The following is a 19,106-nucleotide window of genomic DNA, read 5'->3' as shown; positions in this document are numbered from 1 at the left end:
AAAATACGAAAGCGATGCTTGGAATTCCATCCTTAAAAAGAGATTCTAAAAAAAACTATAAACAAAATTTAGAAAAAATCATTTTCCCTATGCAGGGTAAAAAATTTAGGATTATACTTGTTGCCGATAGTTACAGTAATGAGGTGATAAGAGACATAATATCAAGCTATCAAAATTTGCGAGACGATGTACACAAAATAACAAAAATAAGCAAAAGCGTAAATCAGAGCTTGGCTCATGCTAAAGGGTTTACATTTACCAAAGGAAGTAGTCATGCTCAAGGCATAAACTTGACTGAAAATGAAAGCCATACCGAAGGATATAGTGATAAAAGCAAAATAGGCAAGGCGGTTAGCGTCGCAACTACAGTTTTGGCTGGAGTTATGACTTTTGGAGGAGCTATGGCAGGAGCTACAGGTATGGCTATCGGTGGCTTGCTTGGTGGTGGAATAAAAGGTGTGGTAGATGCTGTATTTGCAAGCAAAATAGTAAATGAAAATGATACTACTGGCATTTCATTGGGCGGATCAATAAATAATGCCACGAATAAAAGCGTATCGAATAACTCTAGCGATGCCATCACAAAGGGCGTATTTATAAGCTATGATGAGATAAACAAAAGCGCCATTTATGTCGAAGAAATGATAGATAAATTTATAGAGAGGTTTCAAAAAGGTCTAAGCTACGGCATGTGGAAAGTATCTTTATATATCCAAGCCAATGATGAAATCGTTTTAAGTGAGCTAGAACATACGTTAAAAAGCGTATATAGCGGAGATGATACACACTTTGAGGCTATAAGGTTTACAAGAAATTTAAATGACATAGATTTTAATCCTTTAAATTTTAATAGCCTATATTTTGATAAAACCATTATGCCGCACCCTATTCATCAAAGCTTTGCAGGGTTTAACAGCATAGTCAATACTCAAGAGCTAGCCATTTTATCCGCACTGCCAAAAAACGACATAGATGGTGTAAGCGTCAGTAGGATATCAGACTTTGGTCTTACGCAAGATAGCGAACTTGATAAATATAACTGTATTAAAATAGGAAATATAGCTAATAAGAAAAAATTGACTTCACAAAGATTTAAACTAAGTTTTGATGCTATTAACTCGCATGTTTTTGTTTCTGGAGCCACAGGTAGCGGAAAGTCTAATACTACTAAAGGTATATTAAAAAATATAAATGAGCAAAAAATACCGTTTTTAGTAATAGAGCCGGCAAAATCGGAATATAAAAATCTTTTAAACGATATAAAAGGCTTGCAAATTTTTAGACCCGGTGCTAAAAATGATATTTTTAGGTTTAATCCGTTTATTTTCGAATATTCAAAAGAAAATTTATCTACAACTCTAACTAAACACATAGATATGCTAAAGACAACATTTATCTCGGCTTTTGGCATGTATGGTCCGATGCCTTATATATTAGAGGAAGCCATTTACAAAATATACGAAGATAGAGGATGGAATTTGCAAAATGAAAGCAATCCGTACATTACCGATATGCTGGGGGCAGATGCCAACAGGAGAAGCTTGCTCTTTCCCACTATGGATGATTTAAAGCAAAAGGTTGTAGAGGTTGCGGAGTCGGCCGGGTATTATCAGGATATGGGTAGTAACATAAAGGCTGCTCTTAAGACCAGGATAAGCAACTTAACGCTTGGCGTTAAAGGTAAAATTTTTAATTCTAGACATTGTTTTGGTTCTAGCATACTATTTACCAAGCCTACGATAATAGAGCTTTCAAATATCGTTAATGATGACGAAAAAGCTTTCCTAATGGGACTTTTGCTTAGCAAGCTGTACCAATATCGAGAAGAAAACGGTAGTAGTGACACATTAAGACATATAACCGTCATAGAAGAAGCACATAGACTTCTGCCGAATATGTCGACAAACACAAATCAAGAAAATGCAAATCCAAGAGGCAAGGTAGTAGAAACTTTTACTAATATTTTAGCTGAAATTAGGTCTTATGGCGAGGGCATAATAGTAGCGGATCAAATAGCATCCAAGTTACATGCAGACGTAATAAAAAATACAAATGTTAAAATAATACATAGAACTATGGATTCAGAAGATAGAAATATAGTTGGAAAATCTGTCAACTTAAATGAAGATCAGATACTAGATATTGCTGAGCTTAAAAAAGGAGAAGCTATAGTCCATAATAGGGATGTTCATCAGGCTTTTTTAGTAAAAATAGACGAATTCAAAGAAAAGCCGACAACTTTAGAGCATATAAACAATTTTTATAAAAATTTTGAGGATGACAATAAGAAATTTAAATATGAGTTTTTGTTGGAAAAACACTATTATCTTGAAGATAAGCCAAATTTTAAAGATTTAAATTTAAATACTTTAAAGCCAAAACTTATGAAATTTATAAATTCTATTATATTTGACGAGAACAATGCTATAAAAACTTATGAAATTTTAAAATCGGAATTTCCGGCATACAGAACAGAAAATGAGTATATCTACTCTATTTTGTATGTTTTTTTAAATCTAAATTATATCTCAAATTACCAATACTACAGAAATATTGATGCTTATATGCAAGCTTATGAATACTTTGTCTATACTATTTTACATACTTCTAATAAAAGCGATAAAATCATAGAAAGTATTGATATTTTTAAAAAAGCATTCATGCATAAAAATATAAAAAGTATATTTGAGGATATGAAAAAATACCCGACCAATGAGATTGACTACACTTTGCTAGTACTTGACAATATAACCACAAGTAGTAGCTTGTATAAATTTTGGACCGATATAGCGACAGACGACGCTCTTGATAAGAATTTAGAAATTTTTTCATTAAAAGTTTTTGGAGTTGTAAATAACCAATTAAAATTTGCGCTAAAAAGTATTAAAATTATAAAGGAAACTATATAATGAATTTGGCTTTACAAGAAATCGCATTAAAACTAAACGAGTTAAAACAACTCAATTTTGAAGATATTAATAAAAAAATATCTCCTAATGATTTGCAAGAAAAACTAAAAAATTTTGGCATTTCAAATGTTGCCGAAACTAACCAACAAGAAGTTGCTAAAGATACGTTAAAAGAAAAAATAAAAGAGCAAGTGCCAGATGCCAATGATGCCAATATAAATAAAATAAAAGGAAATATCTCGGAAAAGTTAATGGACTGGTATTTTCAAAATACCGGATGGGAAAAGCTTGAAGGTGAAGTGGGTTGTAACGGTATAGACGGACTATATGTTAAACGTGACAAAGATGGCAATATTAAACAGGTTTTAATTTGCGAAAGCAAATATAACACTTCGCAGCTTGGCGAAACAAGCAACGGAACACAGATGTCAAAAGAGTGGATACAAGCTAAACTTGATGCTTTGCAAAAGGCTAATCCCGACAATAAAGACTATGCTACCATAAAAGAAATGGTAAATGAAGATAGATATCGTGCAAGAATTTTTAGGCTTAAAGAGATAGACGGCGAGCTAAAAATAGAGATTGCAAAAGTAGATTCAAATGGTAGCGAGGTAGCCGTAACCGAGTTAAGTGGTAAGGAAAATTACAAGATTAATAAGATTCCATCAATAGATCTACAAAATCCAGAGGGTAAATTTCAGTCTAAAGTAGCAGATGCTTACGAAAATATCGTAGATCAACAAATCCAAATAGCAAGGAGTAAATATGAAAATAAAACAAATGCTGCAGCATGATATTGAGCAACTGGAGGAATATTTTAAAGAATATCCAGATCAAGATAGTACGCAAAAGCTCGACAAGATCAAATCAGAACTAAAATCTCAACAGTATAAAATAGCGGTAGTTGCAAATATGAGTGCCGGTAAATCGACTTTTATAAACGCTCTTTTTGGGGTCGATATTTTGCCGACTTCAACCAAGGCAACGACTGATTGCGCTACATATATATTTTCTAAAGAAGGTATTCAAAAAAGAGCGGTTATATATTTTTCAGACGGTAAGGAAACAATAGAGATAAAAGAGAATTTAGCCGACGAAATAAAGCAATATGCCAAAAAAGATGAAGATTGCGAGGATGATAAGTATAAAAACGTCGAGAAGATAGAGCTTTACTATCCTTTCAAATGTATAAAAGCGGATGCGAACGATGAACTTGAGATTATCTTTATAGATACGCCTGGACCAAATTCAAATGGGACCGATTACTCACAAAAACACAAAGACCAAACCAGAAACGTTTTAAGAGAAGCAAATTTGGCTCTATTTTTATTTGATTATGGGCAAGCTCAAGCAAATTTAACTAGCGATGAGCAAGGGCTTTGGCACACCGTAAAGGCAAAGTGTGAAAATGACAAAAATTTTAAAGTACTATTCATTCTAAATAAAATAGATGAGGCATTTGACGATAATTTTATGGAGCTTAAAAAAGTAAAAGATGAAAGTGAGCTTCGTAGGTTAAAAAAAGAGGTATGGTTTAAAAATGAAGAGCAGAGGATGCAAGAAATTAAGAAAGCCGCAAGTAATCACGGTATAAACGATGCCGATGTATATCCTGTTTCATCAATATATGGGCTTTTGTATAGAGATGAAAGCAAAGGCTATGACGATAAAAAGAAATTACGGCGATTCAAAGAAGATTACTTTGAAGAGATATTTGATGAAAGCGAGTGGGAAAGTAGGCTTATAACTTATCTTGGTTTTAATAAGCTTGAAAAAGATATCAATGAACTCATAATGACAAAGTTTTTAAATAGCTTTTTGCAAGCCATAGATAATGAAGTACAAAGTATTTACTTTGAGCAAAGAGAAAAACTACAAAGAAACATAGCTGTTTTACAAAAGCCAAAGGAAGAAGCGGAGCAAAAAGTAAAGGAAGCGCAAAATTTTTTGGAGCATGATGCTAAAAAGTTACAAAGCGACTTAAATGAACATCTTAAAACAAATAAAGAGAATACTATTTTAAAGCTAGAAGAAGCAGTACATGGCCAAATGCAAAAAACAATGCTGGATAAAACCGATGAGATAGCGAGAAAGGCGATGGCTTTTGTAATGGAACTAATGCGTGGCTCGGATTTCGAATCTGCAAAAAAGATAGCTAAAGATCCGCTAATATATGGCAATGTTAATTTGGATGAAGAAGAGAGATACGAAAGCGACAAAAATGAAGACGATAAATTTTCAAAAGCTATACAAGATTATACAGGTGAGCTTTTAGAGGAATGCAAAGCCAACTATCTTGATATTAAATCCGAAGTAGAGGAAATATGTTTTGACTTTAGGCGATTTGCTGTAGATAAATTTGCACAAACGAAAGATATATTCAATCAACAACTCTCAAAAGCTCTTGATATTAAACTAGATACTGCAAACCTATCGAAGTTAAATTTAGCTTCTATTACTGAAACAAAAATGAGCGTTCCTCGGTCTGTTTTATCTAGTGAGTACATTCCAGAAAGAACAAAAACTATAGCAAAGACTAGATTTAAATTTATGCAAGATTGGGACATAGCAAAAAAGCTATTTGGTGAAAAAGAAAAAATAATAGAAAATGAAAAGCACGTTATAAAACTAAAAGGTAAAGAGCTTAAAAATATACTTGATAAAACTATCAATAATAGTATAGATAATTTTTTGGGGCAAGAAGTTTTACAATACGAATGTAGCATAAAAAAATACGCAGAAGATATAAACTCTTTTTTTATTAATTTTAGGCAAAACAAGATTTTAGAGATCGATGAGCTTAAACGAGACATAAAAGAAAGTGTTAAAAAGCTAGAAGAAAATCAAAGAAAGCTAACAAAACTACCAAATCTAGATAAGGAGACAAAATGACAGAGGTTGGGCTATCGCTTGGAGCTAAATTTTTACTTAGCGGAATAGTTTTGGTGATAATTGGTGGAGTCGTTTATTTTGCCGTAAAAAAAAGTAGAAGCAAGGCATCGCAATCCAGCCGCGGCTTTGTAGATAATAAGTATAGGCATAAAGCTTATGAAAAACTGATAGATGAAGCAATCGCAAAGTCCGATATAGCTGAGCTAGAACAATTTTTAAAAAATCCTGCTTTAAATTCTTTTCCTGATTTGATTAAAAAGATCAAAAATTTTCTAAAATAATGGAGCTAGAGTGTTTAACATCCTCATACTCTACAACCCATACTACCAAAGCGACGTCATCGAGCAGCATCTTAAGATCCTAATTTCCAAAGGCAAAGTAGCCTTTGGCAAGATAAAAAGCAAGCGGCGAGATATGATAAACTCTCACGAAACCGAACTTGAGCAAATTTACGAGAGCTTAAATTTAAGAAATCAAAGCCCTAAAGCACCAAATCTGGCTCCTTGGAGCCTTGAGGGCGACAAATATCTACAACTATTCTTGACCGATTATTCAAATTTGTTCGTAGCAAAAGTTGTTGCCGTAACCGATGAAGATATGAGTGAGATAGCGCCTGAGTATTATAAAGAAAAAAGACTCGATGTAGAAAAGTGGTTTATCATAAGCGATATTAGAGAGCTAGTTAGAAACGACTTTGAGTGCGTTAGAGACGATTACTTGGCAAATTTTACCGTAAGCGGTCATACCTACGCAGTCTACGGCAACGCTTACGTTTATCCGCTAATCATAAAGATAAAGCAAGAGACGCTCTATTTTGAAGATGAGGGCAAATTTTATCCCGACGTGTATAAAAGCGCCGAGTTTTTAGAGATAAAACGAAATTTGATCCGTTACTGCTTCGGGCGAAGTTTAATAAATCTAATGCACCCGGATAGCATAGAAAATATCATCTCCGCCGAGATAGAATACCTTGATAATATAGCCAATCCGCTCTATGACTTTAGCTCCGTCGTGGTCAAATACTCAAAAACTATGGAGCAAGAGATTTACGCCTTCGTTAAAGTTCTCATGGAGCGACTCGCAAAGATAAAGCCGTCTATATTAAATATCCCATACGAAGTGCAAGGCACGAGCTTTACCGTAAGCGATATATTTGAAAATAAACCAAATTTAGGAACCTATAAATTTCTTTTCAAAAACCGACTTATCCAAGATGCACTTGAGGGGAATTTACTGCAAAACTACGTAACCAGAACTCTACCAAAGGTCATAACCGAGCTTCAGGACTTGCGAAACGAAACCGTCCATGCCAAGGCTCCTAGCCATGCTGACGTAACCAAGCTAAGGGTAAAGATAATAGGCGTGGCTAGCGAGAGCATACTAGCCAAAGTAGTCAAGGCTAGGGCAGAAGCAGGGAGGGCTAGATACTCATCTTGAGATGTCGCTATGATGATAACCTTGGCTCCACTCATGGTTTCATCATATACGTATTCTATACTTACGGCTGTTTCATAACTAAAAGCCCTTGCCATGATGCCTAATATTTCTTGCATATCTTCTAAAGATATGCCGGGCGCAGCATCTGTTTTAACATACACTGACGCCTCTTTGGCATTAAAATAGCCATAAAGCGCTGCCGATTTTACGGCTTTTTTGGTAGCATTTAGCGCAGCTTTTTTACCTTTTGCTTGCGCTTGCGCTACTGCTACGGTGCCTCGGCGGGCAATAAACTGCTGGATCTCGTGCGTCAAATTTTCGCTTTGATTATTTCCTTTGAGCGACGCCGCTACCAACTCGCAAACTATCTTGCCTAGAGCGCGATTGAGCGTTTTTAAAACACGACGCAAGGAGCTAAAATCAAATGATTTTTTGGATTTTAGCCCTTCTATTCTTTTTTGCCTTTTTGCCAGCCATTCGTTTATTTTGCCGTATTTGTTAAATTTAATATCATCATCCGCGCCTAGCTCGGGATTATTTATCACGTTTTCAAAACTCTCAAACCTGTCTTTATAGTACCCCAGCACTTCATCGGCGTCCTTGCATGAAGCTTTATTATCGGCGATTTGTTTTAAAGTATCGCTTATTTTCGCAAAAGACCTACTCGTGTTCATTTTTCCTCCTTGACTTTATCGCAAAATTCCACTCCGCCTACCTCCCAATCATACTCCGCGGCAATACTCGCCAGGTTTTGCGCCATAGCCTGCAGCTGCCTTAGCGCATCTTTCATCGCACTTACCTTACTGCTTCCGTTCATGCCGGCTTGTAGGTTTTGAACGCTTATGGCCATTTGGAGCCGAGTTAGCGTCCAGTAAAATTTAATCAAAGCCGTATCCAGACCTATTTGGGCTAGGGGGTTTATGGCTAAATTTATAGCATTATTTTCCTGCTCGCCGTAGTCTTTGCCGATTTTTAAAAGTAGATCCGGCAAATAGTTTTCGTGAAATTTACTCTCCATCCTAGATAGTCCTTTTAGGATATTCTCGTCTATTTCATTATACTCATCTAAACCCATAGCCGTTTTAGCAGCGTATCCGATAGTTTTTGCTACGCCTCCAAAGGGACCAAAGGTATCTTTATAGTACATATCGTCTATTTCTTGTTCATCTTCGTCGATCGGTTTTTTAGTTAGCTTTATGCTTTGGGTTAAATTTAATAACTGATCCGCTAGCTCGCTCATCTTAAAGCCTTTTGCCTTGACTACCGCCTCATTAGCCTTTTGGATAAAATCTACGTTTAAACTCATTTGATCTCCTTTGATTTAAGTTACGACATAAATTTAACATTGCATAGCGACAGGTTGCGTCGCAAGGAAAAAATTAGCTAAAATACATCAAATTTAAATAGGAAGGATTAAAATGCGCTCTCACGATAAAATCGCCGTCAGGCTTGCTCAAATCATAGTAAAACTAAACAGCGGTGAAAGGCTAAGTATAGACGAGCTTGTAGAGGAGTTTAGCGTAAATAAAAGGACTATTTTAAGAGACTTTGAGCGGCTTAGTATCCTGCCTATCCAAAAAGAAAACGGCAAATATTTTTTAGAGGAGTATGCTCTTGGTAAACTAAGCTTTAAAGACATAAAAGCCTTTGCCTCGCTAATTGGCGCAAGATCGCTGTTTCCCGAGCTAGACGATAGACTTATCAGCGACGTTTTAAACGAGAAGCTAAACAAAGCCTATCTAATCAAAAACCAAGGGTTTGAAAGTATACAAATTTCAAGAGACGACTTTGAAGCCGTAAGCGCCGCAGTCATCAAAAACCGTATAGTAGATTGCGAATATAACGACAAAGAGCGCAAACTAAAGCCGTATAAACTAATAAATAATAGCGGCATATGGTATCTGCTAGCAGACGACGAGGGTAAACTAAAAAATTTCACACCCTCTAAAATAAAACGCATAAAGATAAAGGGCGATACCTTCTCCGCAAACGCCGAGTTTTTAAAACGTATCGAGAAAAACGACACGAACTGGTTTTCGGACGCTAAATTTAAGGTTACGCTTGAAATCAAAAACGAAGCTATGGAGTATTTTAAGAGAAAAGAGTTTTTGCCAAACTACGAAGTAGTGCAAGAAGAAGAGGATAAAATCATCATAAGCACGGAAGTAGCTTACGATGATGAGATATTGCGGGTCGTAAAATACTGGCTACCGTTTATAAAGATAGTCGAACCTTTAAATTTAAAGAAGAAATTTGAAAATTTGCTCAGGGGTTATTTGAAATGACATAACTTGTCGCAGATATTTTATAAAATCTCCTAAAATAGTTTTAATTTAGGAGATAAACTATGAAAGAAAATCTGACGAGTAAAAATTCGAAAAACGCTAGCGAACTCGAAAATACCGGCGAAGATCTAAATTTAAATCTGCCTATCACTAAATACGAAATGGCTAGAAGCGATCTTTTTAATCTAGTTTATTCCTTGGGACGTAAATTGAACGAAGCCGACGTTTCGGTAGTATCTCTGGATGCAAACGCCAAACAATACATGCAAGATATTTGTCTTTTGTTAGATAAGCAAGCGGAGGATTGGAGAAAGGTTTATTATGCCCAATGGATAGAAGATTTTACGGGCGTAATCAAAGATGCCAATAAAATTTTACGTATATACGTTAAATATTTTAACGAACGCGACCTTCAAGAGGCTGCCGCGGCGCACGACGTATGCAAAAGATTAGTATCGATAAATATGTTAAGCGATAATAAATTCGATAGAAATGCTAAACTAGATTTGATGATCTGTTTTAGGCGACTAAGCCATATTTTAAATTTGGATATCGTTTAGCGACTATATTTATAAGATTTTCACATTCTGCAATGGGCTTTAAAAGGGTTTTAGGGATAAATCCCTAACGAGATACTTTTTGTCGGACTTGTCAGACAAAAAGTATCCTCGCCCAGATAAGAAAATTTTTAATTGCTACCATTTTACTAGCCATATCCCTGGAATAAAAACTTAAGATTTATATAAGAATTACCCATTTGTCTAATTTGGATTAAGTGGCTGCCGTTAAAAATATTAAGGGTTTTAGGTTGTTCGATTTTTGTAAAAATATTTTTTATATATTCTAGACCATATCATCTACTTTGACTGTATGCCCATGGTTTTAAAAATAGAAAAATTACTAACACATGGCACCCAAGATGGTACCTAGATAAACCTTAAAGCTTTAGAACATCGATAAAATCGGGATTTATAAAGGAATGGTGGTTAGAGGCAGAATCGAACTGCCGACACGCAGATTTTCAGTCTGCTGCTCTACCGACTGAGCTATCCAACCACGCTGCTAAAAAGAAATGTGATTTTAGCCACTTGATACTTAAATTTTGGTTAAAGGTGCAAAATTCGGCGCATTTTTAAAACATGAAATTTATTTTTAAAGGCAGTCGCTCAAATTTAGCGGCTTTTACGGCGCATATATCGCGTCAAATTTGCAAATTTAAAATCGCTTTTTTAAATTCATCCCCGCGCTCTACGTAGCTGCTAAACTGATCTAGACTCGCTGCAGCGGGACTTAAGAGCGCTATCTCGTCCAAATTTTCACTGTTTGCGCCGACCTTTGCAATACCGTCAAATTTGAATTTTTTATCTATCTGGCCGACTGCGACGCTTAAAAACTCGCATTTTACTGCCGGGATTTTAAACTCGTTGGCAAGCTTCATCAGCTTGTCCGTATTTGAGCCGATAGCGTAAATTTGTGTCTTAGCGCCGCGCAAAGCTTCAAAAAGCGGCCGCATATCTACGCCCTTATCGTCGCCGCCTAAAATCAAATGCAAAAATTTGCCCTCATATCGCTTGACGGCTTGGATGCTCGCATCGATATTGGTCGCCTTCGTGTCGTTGACCCACGTCCTGCCGCGCGCATCGTGAAACTCCTCGAGCTTGTTGCCTTCGATGACAAAGCCGTTTAGTAGCCGTGCGTCGCATCTGTCGAGCAAAATTTTTTGGATAGCAAGCGCCAAAAGAGCGTCCGTTAAAAACGGCGTTTTAAAGGCGATATCGCTTAAATTTACCCCGCAAAACTCGGCCAAATCCGCCTCGTTTTCGTAGCTTATCACCTTTGCTTTAGTCGGCGTATTGGCGTAAATTTTAGGCAGGATCGCGACCGTGTTTTCGCCCATCATCGCTAGCGGTTTTAGCTTGGCGCACTCATACTCGGCAAAGTTGCCGTGCCAGCTGAGGTGATCGGGCGTGATAGGCAAAAGCGCGTAGATGCCGGGCGTCGCGGCGTTCGTGTAGTGCATCGTAAAGGAGCTGGTCTCTAGCACCCAAATTTTGGCGTTTGGGTCAAGGTCTGCGAGCGGAACTCCGACGTTGCCGCCCATTACCGAGCCGTAGCGCGCCAGCAGGTGCTGCGTCATCTTCGTCGTCGTGGTTTTGCCGTTCGTACCGCTGATCCAGACGGTAAAGGGCATTTTGGCGCCGTAAATTTTATAAAAATAGTCGTACTCGCTGATGAGATTTTGCGCGTTTTTAACCAGCTCGTGGCTCGGCGGGAAGCCGGGACTCGGGATCTCTAGACTGCTTTTTTCGGGCACGAAAAGGTTTGGCGGTAGCAGGGTGTTGCCCCATTCGTCGCTTGAGATATCGCTAAATTTATCGTCATAGATGTCCCAGCCGCCGTCTTTTGCGAAGTTTTTCGCGATCGCGCGCGTCGTGCCGCCGTAGCCAAATAGCGATTTTCTCATTTTCTCCCCTTTGCCCCTAAAATTTGTGTTTCTCATCTGTGCCCGGATCAGCTTTTCGCCGTTTTGCTCGCGCTAAATTTACCTGATTTTTAGGGCGGTCATGGCGATCAAATTTGCCAAAACGGCGATCAGCCAAAATCTCACGATGATCTTATTTTCTACCCAGCCTTTTATCTCAAAATGATGATGTATCGGCGCCATGAGAAAAATTCTCTTTTTAAAAATTTTAAAGCTTCCCACCTGCAAAATCACGCTCAAAGTCTCCATAACAAAGACGAAACCGATGATGATGAGCAGGATTTCGTTTTTCGTCATCACGCCCATGAGCCCGATATATGCGCCTACGCTCAGGCTTCCGCTATCGCCCATGAAAACCTCGGCCGGATGGCAGTTAAACCACAAAAATCCCATCAGCGAGCCGATCAGCGCAGCGGCCACTACGACCGTCTCGCCCACGCCCGCGATCTTTGGTAAAAGTAAATACGAACTAAAGACCGCGTGTCCGCAGATGTAGGCAAACACGCCAAGCGTCAGCAGCGAAAACACCGCAGGCACCGTAGCTAGACCGTCTAGGCCGTCGGTTAAATTTACCGCATTTGAGGCGGCGACGATAACGAGCGTCCAAAAAGCAACCGCAAAAACGCCTAGATCAAGCACTGGAAATTTGTAAAACGGTAGGTAAAATTTACTGCCCAGCTCGCCGTGTAAATACAGCATCGCCGAAACGGCAAAGGCTATCAAAATTTGCGCGGCAAGCTTGGCTCTGGGACTTAGTCCGTCGTGGTTTTTGCCGCCTGAAATTTTGCGGTAGTCGTCTTTAAATCCAAGCGCCGTAAAGCCTGCAAGACAGATAAGCGAGGCGAAGACGAAAACGTTATCTAACCTCGCGCAAATCACGCTCGCCGCAAGTGCCGCTCCGATAAAAACCAGCCCACCCATTGTCGGAGTTTTGGCTTTTTTTTGGTGCGTTTGCGGAGCTAGCTCGTAGATGGGCTGGGCGGCGTTTTTGGCCTTTGCCCACGCGATAAATTTAGGCAGCGCCCAAACGGTCAAGCAAAATGCGATGAAAAACGAAAAGCCTGCGCGAACGGTGATGTATTGAAAGATATTAAAATTTAACAGTTCATAAATATAGTAAAACATAAAAGCCTTTATTTTAAAAAAGGCTAATTTTAGTATAATGCCGTTAAAAAATATCTAAATTTAAGGCAAAAATTTAAAAATGGCGCAAAAAACTATTTTGGTGATCACAGACGGCATCGGATATAATGAAAGTAGCGAATTTAACGCATTTGCGGCGGCAAAAAAGCCCACATACGACTGGCTGTTTAAAAACGTCCCAAACGCGCTCATAAAAACCTCGGGCCTAGCAGTGGGCCTACCCGACGGACAGATGGGAAACAGCGAGGTCGGACACATGTGCATCGGCAGCGGGCGGGTTTTGTATCAAAATTTGGTAAAAATTTCGCTCGGTTTTGAAAACGGCTCGCTAGCTAAAAGCGAAAAGCTTTTAAATTTGTTTAAAGCTAGCAAACGCGTCCACGTCGTCGGGCTTTACAGCGATGGAGGCGTGCACTCGCACTTAAGCCACTTTGACGCAATGTGCTTTCTTGCGGTCGCAAACGGCTGCGAGGTGTTCGCTCATGCGATAACCGACGGTCGCGACGTAGGCCCGAAAAGCGGGCTGGCGTTCATAAAATCGCTTCAAGAAAAGGCGCAATATAAAGGCTTTAAGCTAGCTACCGTTAGTGGTAGGTTTTACGCGATGGACCGCGACAAGCGCTGGGAGCGCGTCAAAACGGCCTACGACGCGATGGCGTGCGGGGAAAACGGGCAAACTATATCGCCGCTAGAATACGTCATGCAAAGCTACGAGGCGGGCGTGACGGACGAGTTTATCGTGCCGGCTAGCTTTGGGGATTTCGGCGGTATCGGCGAAGACGACGGCGTGATATTTATAAACTTTAGAAACGACCGCGTGCGCGAGATTGCAGCGGCTTTGGGCGATGAAAATTTTAGCGAATTTGCGCGCCCTTTTGTCGTTAAAAATCTACTCACGATGACCGAATACGACGCAAATTTCGCTTTTCCAGTATTATTTGAAAACGAAAAGCTAAAAAATACCCTCGCCGAGGTCGTCGCAAACGCGGGCCTAACGCAGCTGCACACGGCCGAGACCGAGAAGTACGCGCATGTGACCTTTTTCTTTAACGGCGGCGTCGAGGAGCTCGCCCAAAACGAAACGAGGGTGCTGGTGCCAAGCCCTAAAGTCAAAACCTACGACGAAAAGCCTGAAATGAGCGCGCAGGCCGTGTGCGAAGCAGTGCTAAAAGGGATGGAAGACGGACAGGATCTGATTGTGGTAAATTTTGCAAACGGCGATATGGTCGGGCATACGGGCGAATTTGACGCGGCGGTAAAAGCCGTCGAGGCCGTGGATGCGGCGCTGGGACGCATCGTAGCAAAAGCAAAAGAGAAAAACTACGCGCTAATCATCACGAGCGACCACGGCAACTGCGAGCAGATGAAGGATGCGCAGGGTAATCTACTAACCAACCACACGACTTTTGACGTATTTTGCTTCGTGATGGGCGAGGGCGTAAAGGCGGTAAAAGCGGGCGGTCTAAATAATATCGCCGCGAGCGTTTTGGCGCTAATGGGTATCGAAAAACCGGCCGAGATGGACGAGGCACTATTTTAATACTATATAAATTTTAGGTAAAAGGCTTTTTAGCTTTCGTCTGATAAAATGCGAGTAAAATTTGAAATCAAGGAGAAAAAATGAAATTTAGCGGAAAAAACGTGCTAATCACCGGCGCAAGCCGCGGTATCGGCGCGCAGATAGCCAAAACCCTAGCGCAAATGGGGTTAAAAGTGTGGATAAACTACCGCTCAAAGCCCGAAATAGCCGATGCTCTGCAAGCTGAAATCATAGCAAACGGCGGACAGGCTGCGGTGGTAAAATTTGACGCGACGGACGAGGATGAGTTTGTAAAAGCGATAAATTTGATCACGGACGCCGACGGCGAGCTGGGCTACCTCGTAAATAATGCGGGCATCACAAACGACAAGCTCGCACTTCGCATGAAGACGGAGGATTTTACTAGCTTGATAGGCGCAAATTTGACCTCGGCCTTTATCGGATGCCGCGAGGCGTTAAAAGTGATGAGCAAAAAACGCTTCGGCGCCGTCGTAAACGTGGCTTCGATCGTGGGCGAGATGGGTAATGCGGGGCAAGCTAACTACGCTGCTAGCAAGGGCGGAATGATAGCGATGAACAAAAGCTTCGCCAAAGAGGGCGCGGCGAGAAATATTCGCTTTAACTGCGTAACGCCGGGCTTTATCGAGACTGATATGACGAGCGAGCTAAGCGACGAGATCAAAAAAACATACAGCGACAACATCCCGCTAAAGCGCTTCGGAAGCGCTAGCGAAGTGGCCGAAGCTGTGGCGTTTTTGCTAAGCGATCACGCCAGCTACGTGACGGGCGAGACGTTAAAGATCAACGGCGGACTATATATGTAAGCGCGTAAATTTACGTTTTTGCGAAAGTTTAAGCTAAAATATATTAAAATCACGAAATTTTTATTTTTAGGAGAAGAAAATGGCAATATTTGATGACGTAAGAGACGTAGTGGTCGAGCAACTAAGCGTGGCTCCAGATGCGGTAAAGCTTGAGTCTAAGATTATCGAGGATCTAGGTGCAGACTCGCTTGACGTAGTCGAGCTAGTTATGGCTCTTGAGGAGAAATTTGAAGTAGAGATACCTGATAGCGACGCCGAGAAACTAATCACTATAAACGACGTCGTAACCTACATCGAGAACCTAAATAAATAAGTTTTTGTAAGGAGAGATCTTGAAAAGAGTCGTAGTAACCGGGATTGGGATGATCAACGCTTTAGGGCTCGACAAGGATAGTTCATTTAAGGCTATCTGCGAAGGTAAAACCGGCGTAAAAAAGATAACCTCTTTTGACGCAAGCGATTTTCCAGTTCAGATTGCTGCCGAGATAACGGACTTTGACCCGCTTAGCGTGATGGACGCTAAAGAGGTTAAAAAGGTCGATAGATTTATTCAGCTTGGATTAAAAGCTGCTAAAGAGGCTATGGCTGATGCAAATTTCGGCGAATTTGATGCTGAAAATTTCGGCGTTAGCTCTGCTGCCGGCATAGGCGGTTTGCCTAATATCGAAAAAAACTCCAATATCTTGCTTGAAAAAGGCTCGAGACGTATTTCTCCGTTTTTTATACCTTCTGCGCTAGTAAATATGCTAGGCGGCATAGTTTCGATAGAGCACGGCCTAAAAGGGCCCAATATCTCTAGCGTAACTGCATGTGCTGCGTCTACTCACGCCATCATCGAAGCGGCTAAAACCATCATGATCGGCGAAGCGCAAAAAATGCTAGTCGTAGGCTCCGAGTCTACGGTTTGCGGCGTAGGTATCGGGGGATTTGCGGCTATGAAAGCGCTTTCTACTAGAAACGACGATCCGCAAACGGCATCAAGACCTTTTGATAAAGACAGAGATGGCTTTGTTATGGGCGAAGGTAGCGGTGCACTCGTGCTCGAAGAGTATGAAAGCGCTAAGGCTAGAGGGGCTAAAATTTATGCCGAGGTGGTCGGTTTTGGCGAGAGTGGCGACGCGTATCATATAACTTCGCCTTCACTCGAAGGGCCGCTTTCTGCGATGAAAAAGGCCTTAAAAATGGCTGGAAATTTGCAGATCGATTACATCAACGCGCACGGCACTTCGACGCCGACGAACGACAAAAACGAAACTGCGGCTCTAAAAGCTCTTTTTGGTAGTAATGTACCGCCGGTTAGCTCTACCAAGGGGCAAACTGGACACTGCCTTGGCGCGGCTGGCGCGATAGAGGCTGTCGTGTCTATAATGGCTATGCAAGAAGGCCTTATACCACCTACGATAAACTACGCAACCAAAGACGAGGAATGCGATCTAGACTATGTGCCAAACGTGGCTAGAAAAGCTGAGCTAAACGCCGTTATGAGTAACTCTTTTGGATTTGGTGGCACGAACGGCTCTATTATATTTAAGAAGATATAATGGCAAGTTATCTAGACTTTGAACAAGGTATCAAGCAAATAGATGATGACATAGCAAACGCGAGGATTCGCGGCGATGAACACGCGGTAGAAATTCTAAACAAAAATTTAGAAAAAGAGACCGCTAAAATTTACAAAAATCTCAACGAGTTTCAGCGCCTTGCTTTAGCTCGTCATCCGGATCGTCCTTATGCTATCGACTATATCAAAGGTATGATGAGGGATTACTATGAGCTTCACGGCGATAGAGCGTATCGCGACGATGGAGCGATAGTTTGCTTTATTGGCTATATAGGCTCTAAAAAAGTCGTCGTGATAGGCGAGCAAAAGGGCAGAGGAACTAAAAATAAACTAAAAAGAAATTTCGGCATGCCTCATCCAGAGGGTTACCGCAAAGCCTTGCGAATAGCCAAGATGGCTGAGAAATTTGAACTTCCTATACTATTTTTGATCGATACTCCAGGCGCATATCCGGGCGTTGCAGCTGAGGAGCGTGGTCAAAGCGAGGCGATCGCTAGAAATTTATTTGAATTCGCAAATTTAAAAACCCCGATGATAGCTGTCGTCATAGGCGAGGGCGGAAGCGGCGGAGCTCTAGCTATAGGCGTTGCCGACAAACTTGCTATGATGAGAAATTCGGTTTTTTCAGTCATCTCTCCAGAGGGCTGCGCAGCTATACTTTGGAACGACCCGTCAAAACAAGAGCAGGCTACGAAGGCGCTAAAAATAACCGCTGACGATCTAAAAAGCTTAAATTTAATAGACGACGTTATTGAAGAGCCGATAAACGGTGCTCATAGAGATAAAGAGACTGCCGTAAAAGCGCTTGCGAGCTATTTTATAACCGAGCTAGATAAACTTGAAAAGCTAAAAGTAGATGAGCTTTTAAATGCTAGAATAGCTAAAATCTTATCTGCAGGCGCATTTGAAGAGGGCAAATAGCGCTAAAAAATAGTACTCTTACAAAAAGTTGCTTGAACTTTTTGTAAGTTGCTTATTTATTTTTGAATTATTTAAATTTATACGAGTCTTACACAAAATATCCGTAAAACCAAAAATAATCTTACTAAATTTAGTTTAACGACTTCCTAGCGCCAAAATACCTGTTTTATGGTTTTATGTTGTGTAGAAAAGTTATAAAAATAGTATTTAGAAAATGCGTTTATGTCAAAAGACAGTTTGAAAAATAAATTTGACTACATAAATTATAAATTTGTAAATTTAAAATTTACCCGCCCACTGCTTTTTGGTTTATTCCGAAATATCCCTTATCAAAATACTTCATCGATATTTCTTTTAGTTTGCCTTCTACGCGTAGCTCCTATAGTGCCTTATTTGCGACGTTTAGCAGCTCGACGTTGCCTTTATGCACGACTGCGGCCGTGTACATCGGATATTCGACCGCTTTTATCAGCTTTATCGGGGCTTTTGAGTACTGTTTTTGTAGTCGTAGAACATCACAGCGTCGTCTATCATGTCGTCGGCACGCTTCGTGATTTGAGATTTATCTGGTCGCTTAGGTTATCGGCTGCGACGAGTTTTGCGCCGTACTTTTTGACGGTCGCTATCCACATGCTATTTACCGAGTGCGTGTAGCGCTTACCCTTTAGATCGTCAAAGCCCTTAATATCGTCGTTGTACTCGCGTACGATAATTGCCGAGTATGAGGTTCTGTGGGCATGAAGTAGTCATGCTTTTTCTTGCGCCCTTCGGTGATGCTTGCCTGGTTAAACACGGTGTCTGCTTTGCCTGCGTCAAACACTGCTAACATAGCATCCCGCGAGGCTTCGATAAATTTAGGCTTTAGTCCTAGTTTGTTTGCGACGGCTTTTACTATCTCGGCGTTGTAGCCCATTAGCTCGTCTTTTCATTATGAAACGAAAACGGCTAATACACACCCTCGGCCAGGGTAGTGATCACGTCGCCCCTTTTGATCTGCTCGAGCGATTCTGCGCTTGCTAAATTTAAACAAACGGCAATCGCCGACCTAGTTTTAAAATCTGTTTTAGCTCCATGCTAACTCCTTTTATAAAATTTGAAAATAAAATCGTAAA

At 40.3% G+C, this 19,106-nt stretch carries 17 protein-coding genes and 1 tRNA gene; 13 read left to right on the top strand and 5 right to left on the bottom strand.

Annotated elements, in window-relative coordinates:
- Nucleotides 1-14 precede the first annotated feature (14 nt).
- The 5 genes from CSHOW_RS08310 to CSHOW_RS08290 are packed head-to-tail and all read left to right on the top strand — an operon-like array spanning nucleotide 15 to nucleotide 7,238.
- On the top strand, nucleotides 15-2,909 hold the full coding sequence (locus CSHOW_RS08310; protein ID WP_002948747.1) for an ATP-binding protein: 2,895 nt from the start codon (nucleotides 15-17) through the stop codon (nucleotides 2,907-2,909).
- Entirely contained in the window at nucleotides 2,909-3,703 is a 795-nt protein-coding gene (locus tag CSHOW_RS08305) for a hypothetical protein (RefSeq protein ID WP_002948743.1), read from the top strand. The genes CSHOW_RS08310 and CSHOW_RS08305 overlap by 1 nt, the downstream gene beginning before the upstream one ends.
- On the top strand, nucleotides 3,675-5,801 hold the full coding sequence (locus CSHOW_RS08300) for a dynamin family protein (protein WP_002948740.1): 2,127 nt from the start codon (nucleotides 3,675-3,677) through the stop codon (nucleotides 5,799-5,801). Before CSHOW_RS08305 ends, CSHOW_RS08300 begins: the two co-directional genes overlap by 29 nt.
- Nucleotides 5,798-6,082 (top strand): hypothetical protein, encoded by a 285-nt coding sequence (locus CSHOW_RS08295; RefSeq protein ID WP_002948739.1) that lies wholly within the window; start codon nucleotides 5,798-5,800, stop codon nucleotides 6,080-6,082. Before CSHOW_RS08300 ends, CSHOW_RS08295 begins: the two co-directional genes overlap by 4 nt.
- Before the next feature lie 10 nt (nucleotides 6,083-6,092).
- On the top strand, nucleotides 6,093-7,238 hold the full coding sequence (locus CSHOW_RS08290; protein ID WP_002948737.1) for an HP0729 family protein: 1,146 nt from the start codon (nucleotides 6,093-6,095) through the stop codon (nucleotides 7,236-7,238).
- Nucleotides 7,239-7,908: 670 nt separating this feature from the next.
- Here the strand turns inward: CSHOW_RS08290 and CSHOW_RS08285 are convergent.
- Nucleotides 7,909-8,544: a hypothetical protein gene (locus CSHOW_RS08285; protein WP_002948736.1), complete on the bottom strand. Its 636-nt coding sequence runs from the start codon at nucleotides 8,542-8,544 to the stop codon at nucleotides 7,909-7,911.
- Nucleotides 8,545-8,656: 112 nt separating this feature from the next.
- Here CSHOW_RS08285 and CSHOW_RS08280 point away from each other — a divergent pair, with 112 nt between their 5' ends.
- Both CSHOW_RS08280 and CSHOW_RS08275 read left to right on the top strand, forming a co-directional pair.
- Entirely contained in the window at nucleotides 8,657-9,523 is an 867-nt protein-coding gene (locus tag CSHOW_RS08280) for a helix-turn-helix transcriptional regulator (protein ID WP_002948734.1), read from the top strand.
- Nucleotides 9,524-9,585: 62 nt separating this feature from the next.
- Nucleotides 9,586-10,083 carry a hypothetical protein gene (locus CSHOW_RS08275; protein ID WP_002948728.1) on the top strand — a complete coding sequence of 166 codons (498 nt, stop codon included), beginning with the start codon at nucleotides 9,586-9,588 and terminating at the stop codon, nucleotides 10,081-10,083.
- Between the two features lie 420 nt (nucleotides 10,084-10,503).
- Here the strand turns inward: CSHOW_RS08275 and CSHOW_RS08270 are convergent.
- The 3 genes from CSHOW_RS08270 to mraY form a co-directional block, all read right to left on the bottom strand.
- Nucleotides 10,504-10,579 (bottom strand) — tRNA-Phe (locus CSHOW_RS08270).
- A gap of 145 nt (nucleotides 10,580-10,724) precedes the next feature.
- Nucleotides 10,725-11,987 (bottom strand): UDP-N-acetylmuramoyl-L-alanine--D-glutamate ligase, encoded by a 1,263-nt coding sequence (gene murD / locus CSHOW_RS08265; protein ID WP_002948727.1) that lies wholly within the window; start codon nucleotides 11,985-11,987, stop codon nucleotides 10,725-10,727.
- Nucleotides 11,988-12,065: 78 nt separating this feature from the next.
- Nucleotides 12,066-13,130 carry a phospho-N-acetylmuramoyl-pentapeptide-transferase gene (mraY, locus tag CSHOW_RS08260; RefSeq protein WP_002948726.1) on the bottom strand — a complete coding sequence of 355 codons (1,065 nt, stop codon included), beginning with the start codon at nucleotides 13,128-13,130 and terminating at the stop codon, nucleotides 12,066-12,068.
- 79 nt (nucleotides 13,131-13,209) lie between these two features.
- Here mraY and gpmI point away from each other — a divergent pair, with 79 nt between their 5' ends.
- The 6 genes from gpmI to CSHOW_RS10465 all read left to right on the top strand — a co-directional run bounded on the left by gpmI (nucleotide 13,210) and on the right by CSHOW_RS10465 (nucleotide 18,648).
- Nucleotides 13,210-14,688: a 2,3-bisphosphoglycerate-independent phosphoglycerate mutase gene (gene gpmI / locus CSHOW_RS08255; RefSeq protein ID WP_002948725.1), complete on the top strand. Its 1,479-nt coding sequence runs from the start codon at nucleotides 13,210-13,212 to the stop codon at nucleotides 14,686-14,688.
- Between the two features lie 80 nt (nucleotides 14,689-14,768).
- The gene (fabG, locus tag CSHOW_RS08250; protein ID WP_002948724.1) at nucleotides 14,769-15,512 is read left to right on the top strand and encodes a 3-oxoacyl-ACP reductase FabG; all 744 of its coding nucleotides are present in this window, start codon (nucleotides 14,769-14,771) and stop codon (nucleotides 15,510-15,512) included.
- Between the two features lie 79 nt (nucleotides 15,513-15,591).
- The gene (gene acpP / locus CSHOW_RS08245) at nucleotides 15,592-15,825 is read left to right on the top strand and encodes an acyl carrier protein (protein WP_002948723.1); all 234 of its coding nucleotides are present in this window, start codon (nucleotides 15,592-15,594) and stop codon (nucleotides 15,823-15,825) included.
- A 19-nt stretch (nucleotides 15,826-15,844) separates the two neighbouring features.
- Nucleotides 15,845-17,053 carry a beta-ketoacyl-ACP synthase II gene (locus CSHOW_RS08240; RefSeq protein WP_002948722.1) on the top strand — a complete coding sequence of 403 codons (1,209 nt, stop codon included), beginning with the start codon at nucleotides 15,845-15,847 and terminating at the stop codon, nucleotides 17,051-17,053.
- Entirely contained in the window at nucleotides 17,053-17,994 is a 942-nt protein-coding gene (gene accA, locus CSHOW_RS08235; RefSeq protein ID WP_002948721.1) for an acetyl-CoA carboxylase carboxyl transferase subunit alpha, read from the top strand. Before CSHOW_RS08240 ends, accA begins: the two co-directional genes overlap by 1 nt.
- 486 nt (nucleotides 17,995-18,480) lie before the next feature.
- The gene (locus tag CSHOW_RS10465) at nucleotides 18,481-18,648 is read left to right on the top strand and encodes a hypothetical protein (RefSeq protein ID WP_002948720.1); all 168 of its coding nucleotides are present in this window, start codon (nucleotides 18,481-18,483) and stop codon (nucleotides 18,646-18,648) included.
- Between the two features lie 10 nt (nucleotides 18,649-18,658).
- On the opposite strand, the gene CSHOW_RS10460 is transcribed toward CSHOW_RS10465, so the two are convergent.
- The gene (locus tag CSHOW_RS10460; RefSeq protein ID WP_002948719.1) at nucleotides 18,659-18,907 is read right to left on the bottom strand and encodes a transporter substrate-binding domain-containing protein; all 249 of its coding nucleotides are present in this window, start codon (nucleotides 18,905-18,907) and stop codon (nucleotides 18,659-18,661) included.
- Nucleotides 18,908-19,106 lie beyond the last annotated feature (199 nt).

Source organism: Campylobacter showae (assembly GCF_004803815.1).
Lineage (GTDB): Bacteria > Campylobacterota > Campylobacteria > Campylobacterales > Campylobacteraceae > Campylobacter_A > Campylobacter_A showae.
This window is presented reverse-complemented; position numbering and strand designations above follow the sequence as displayed.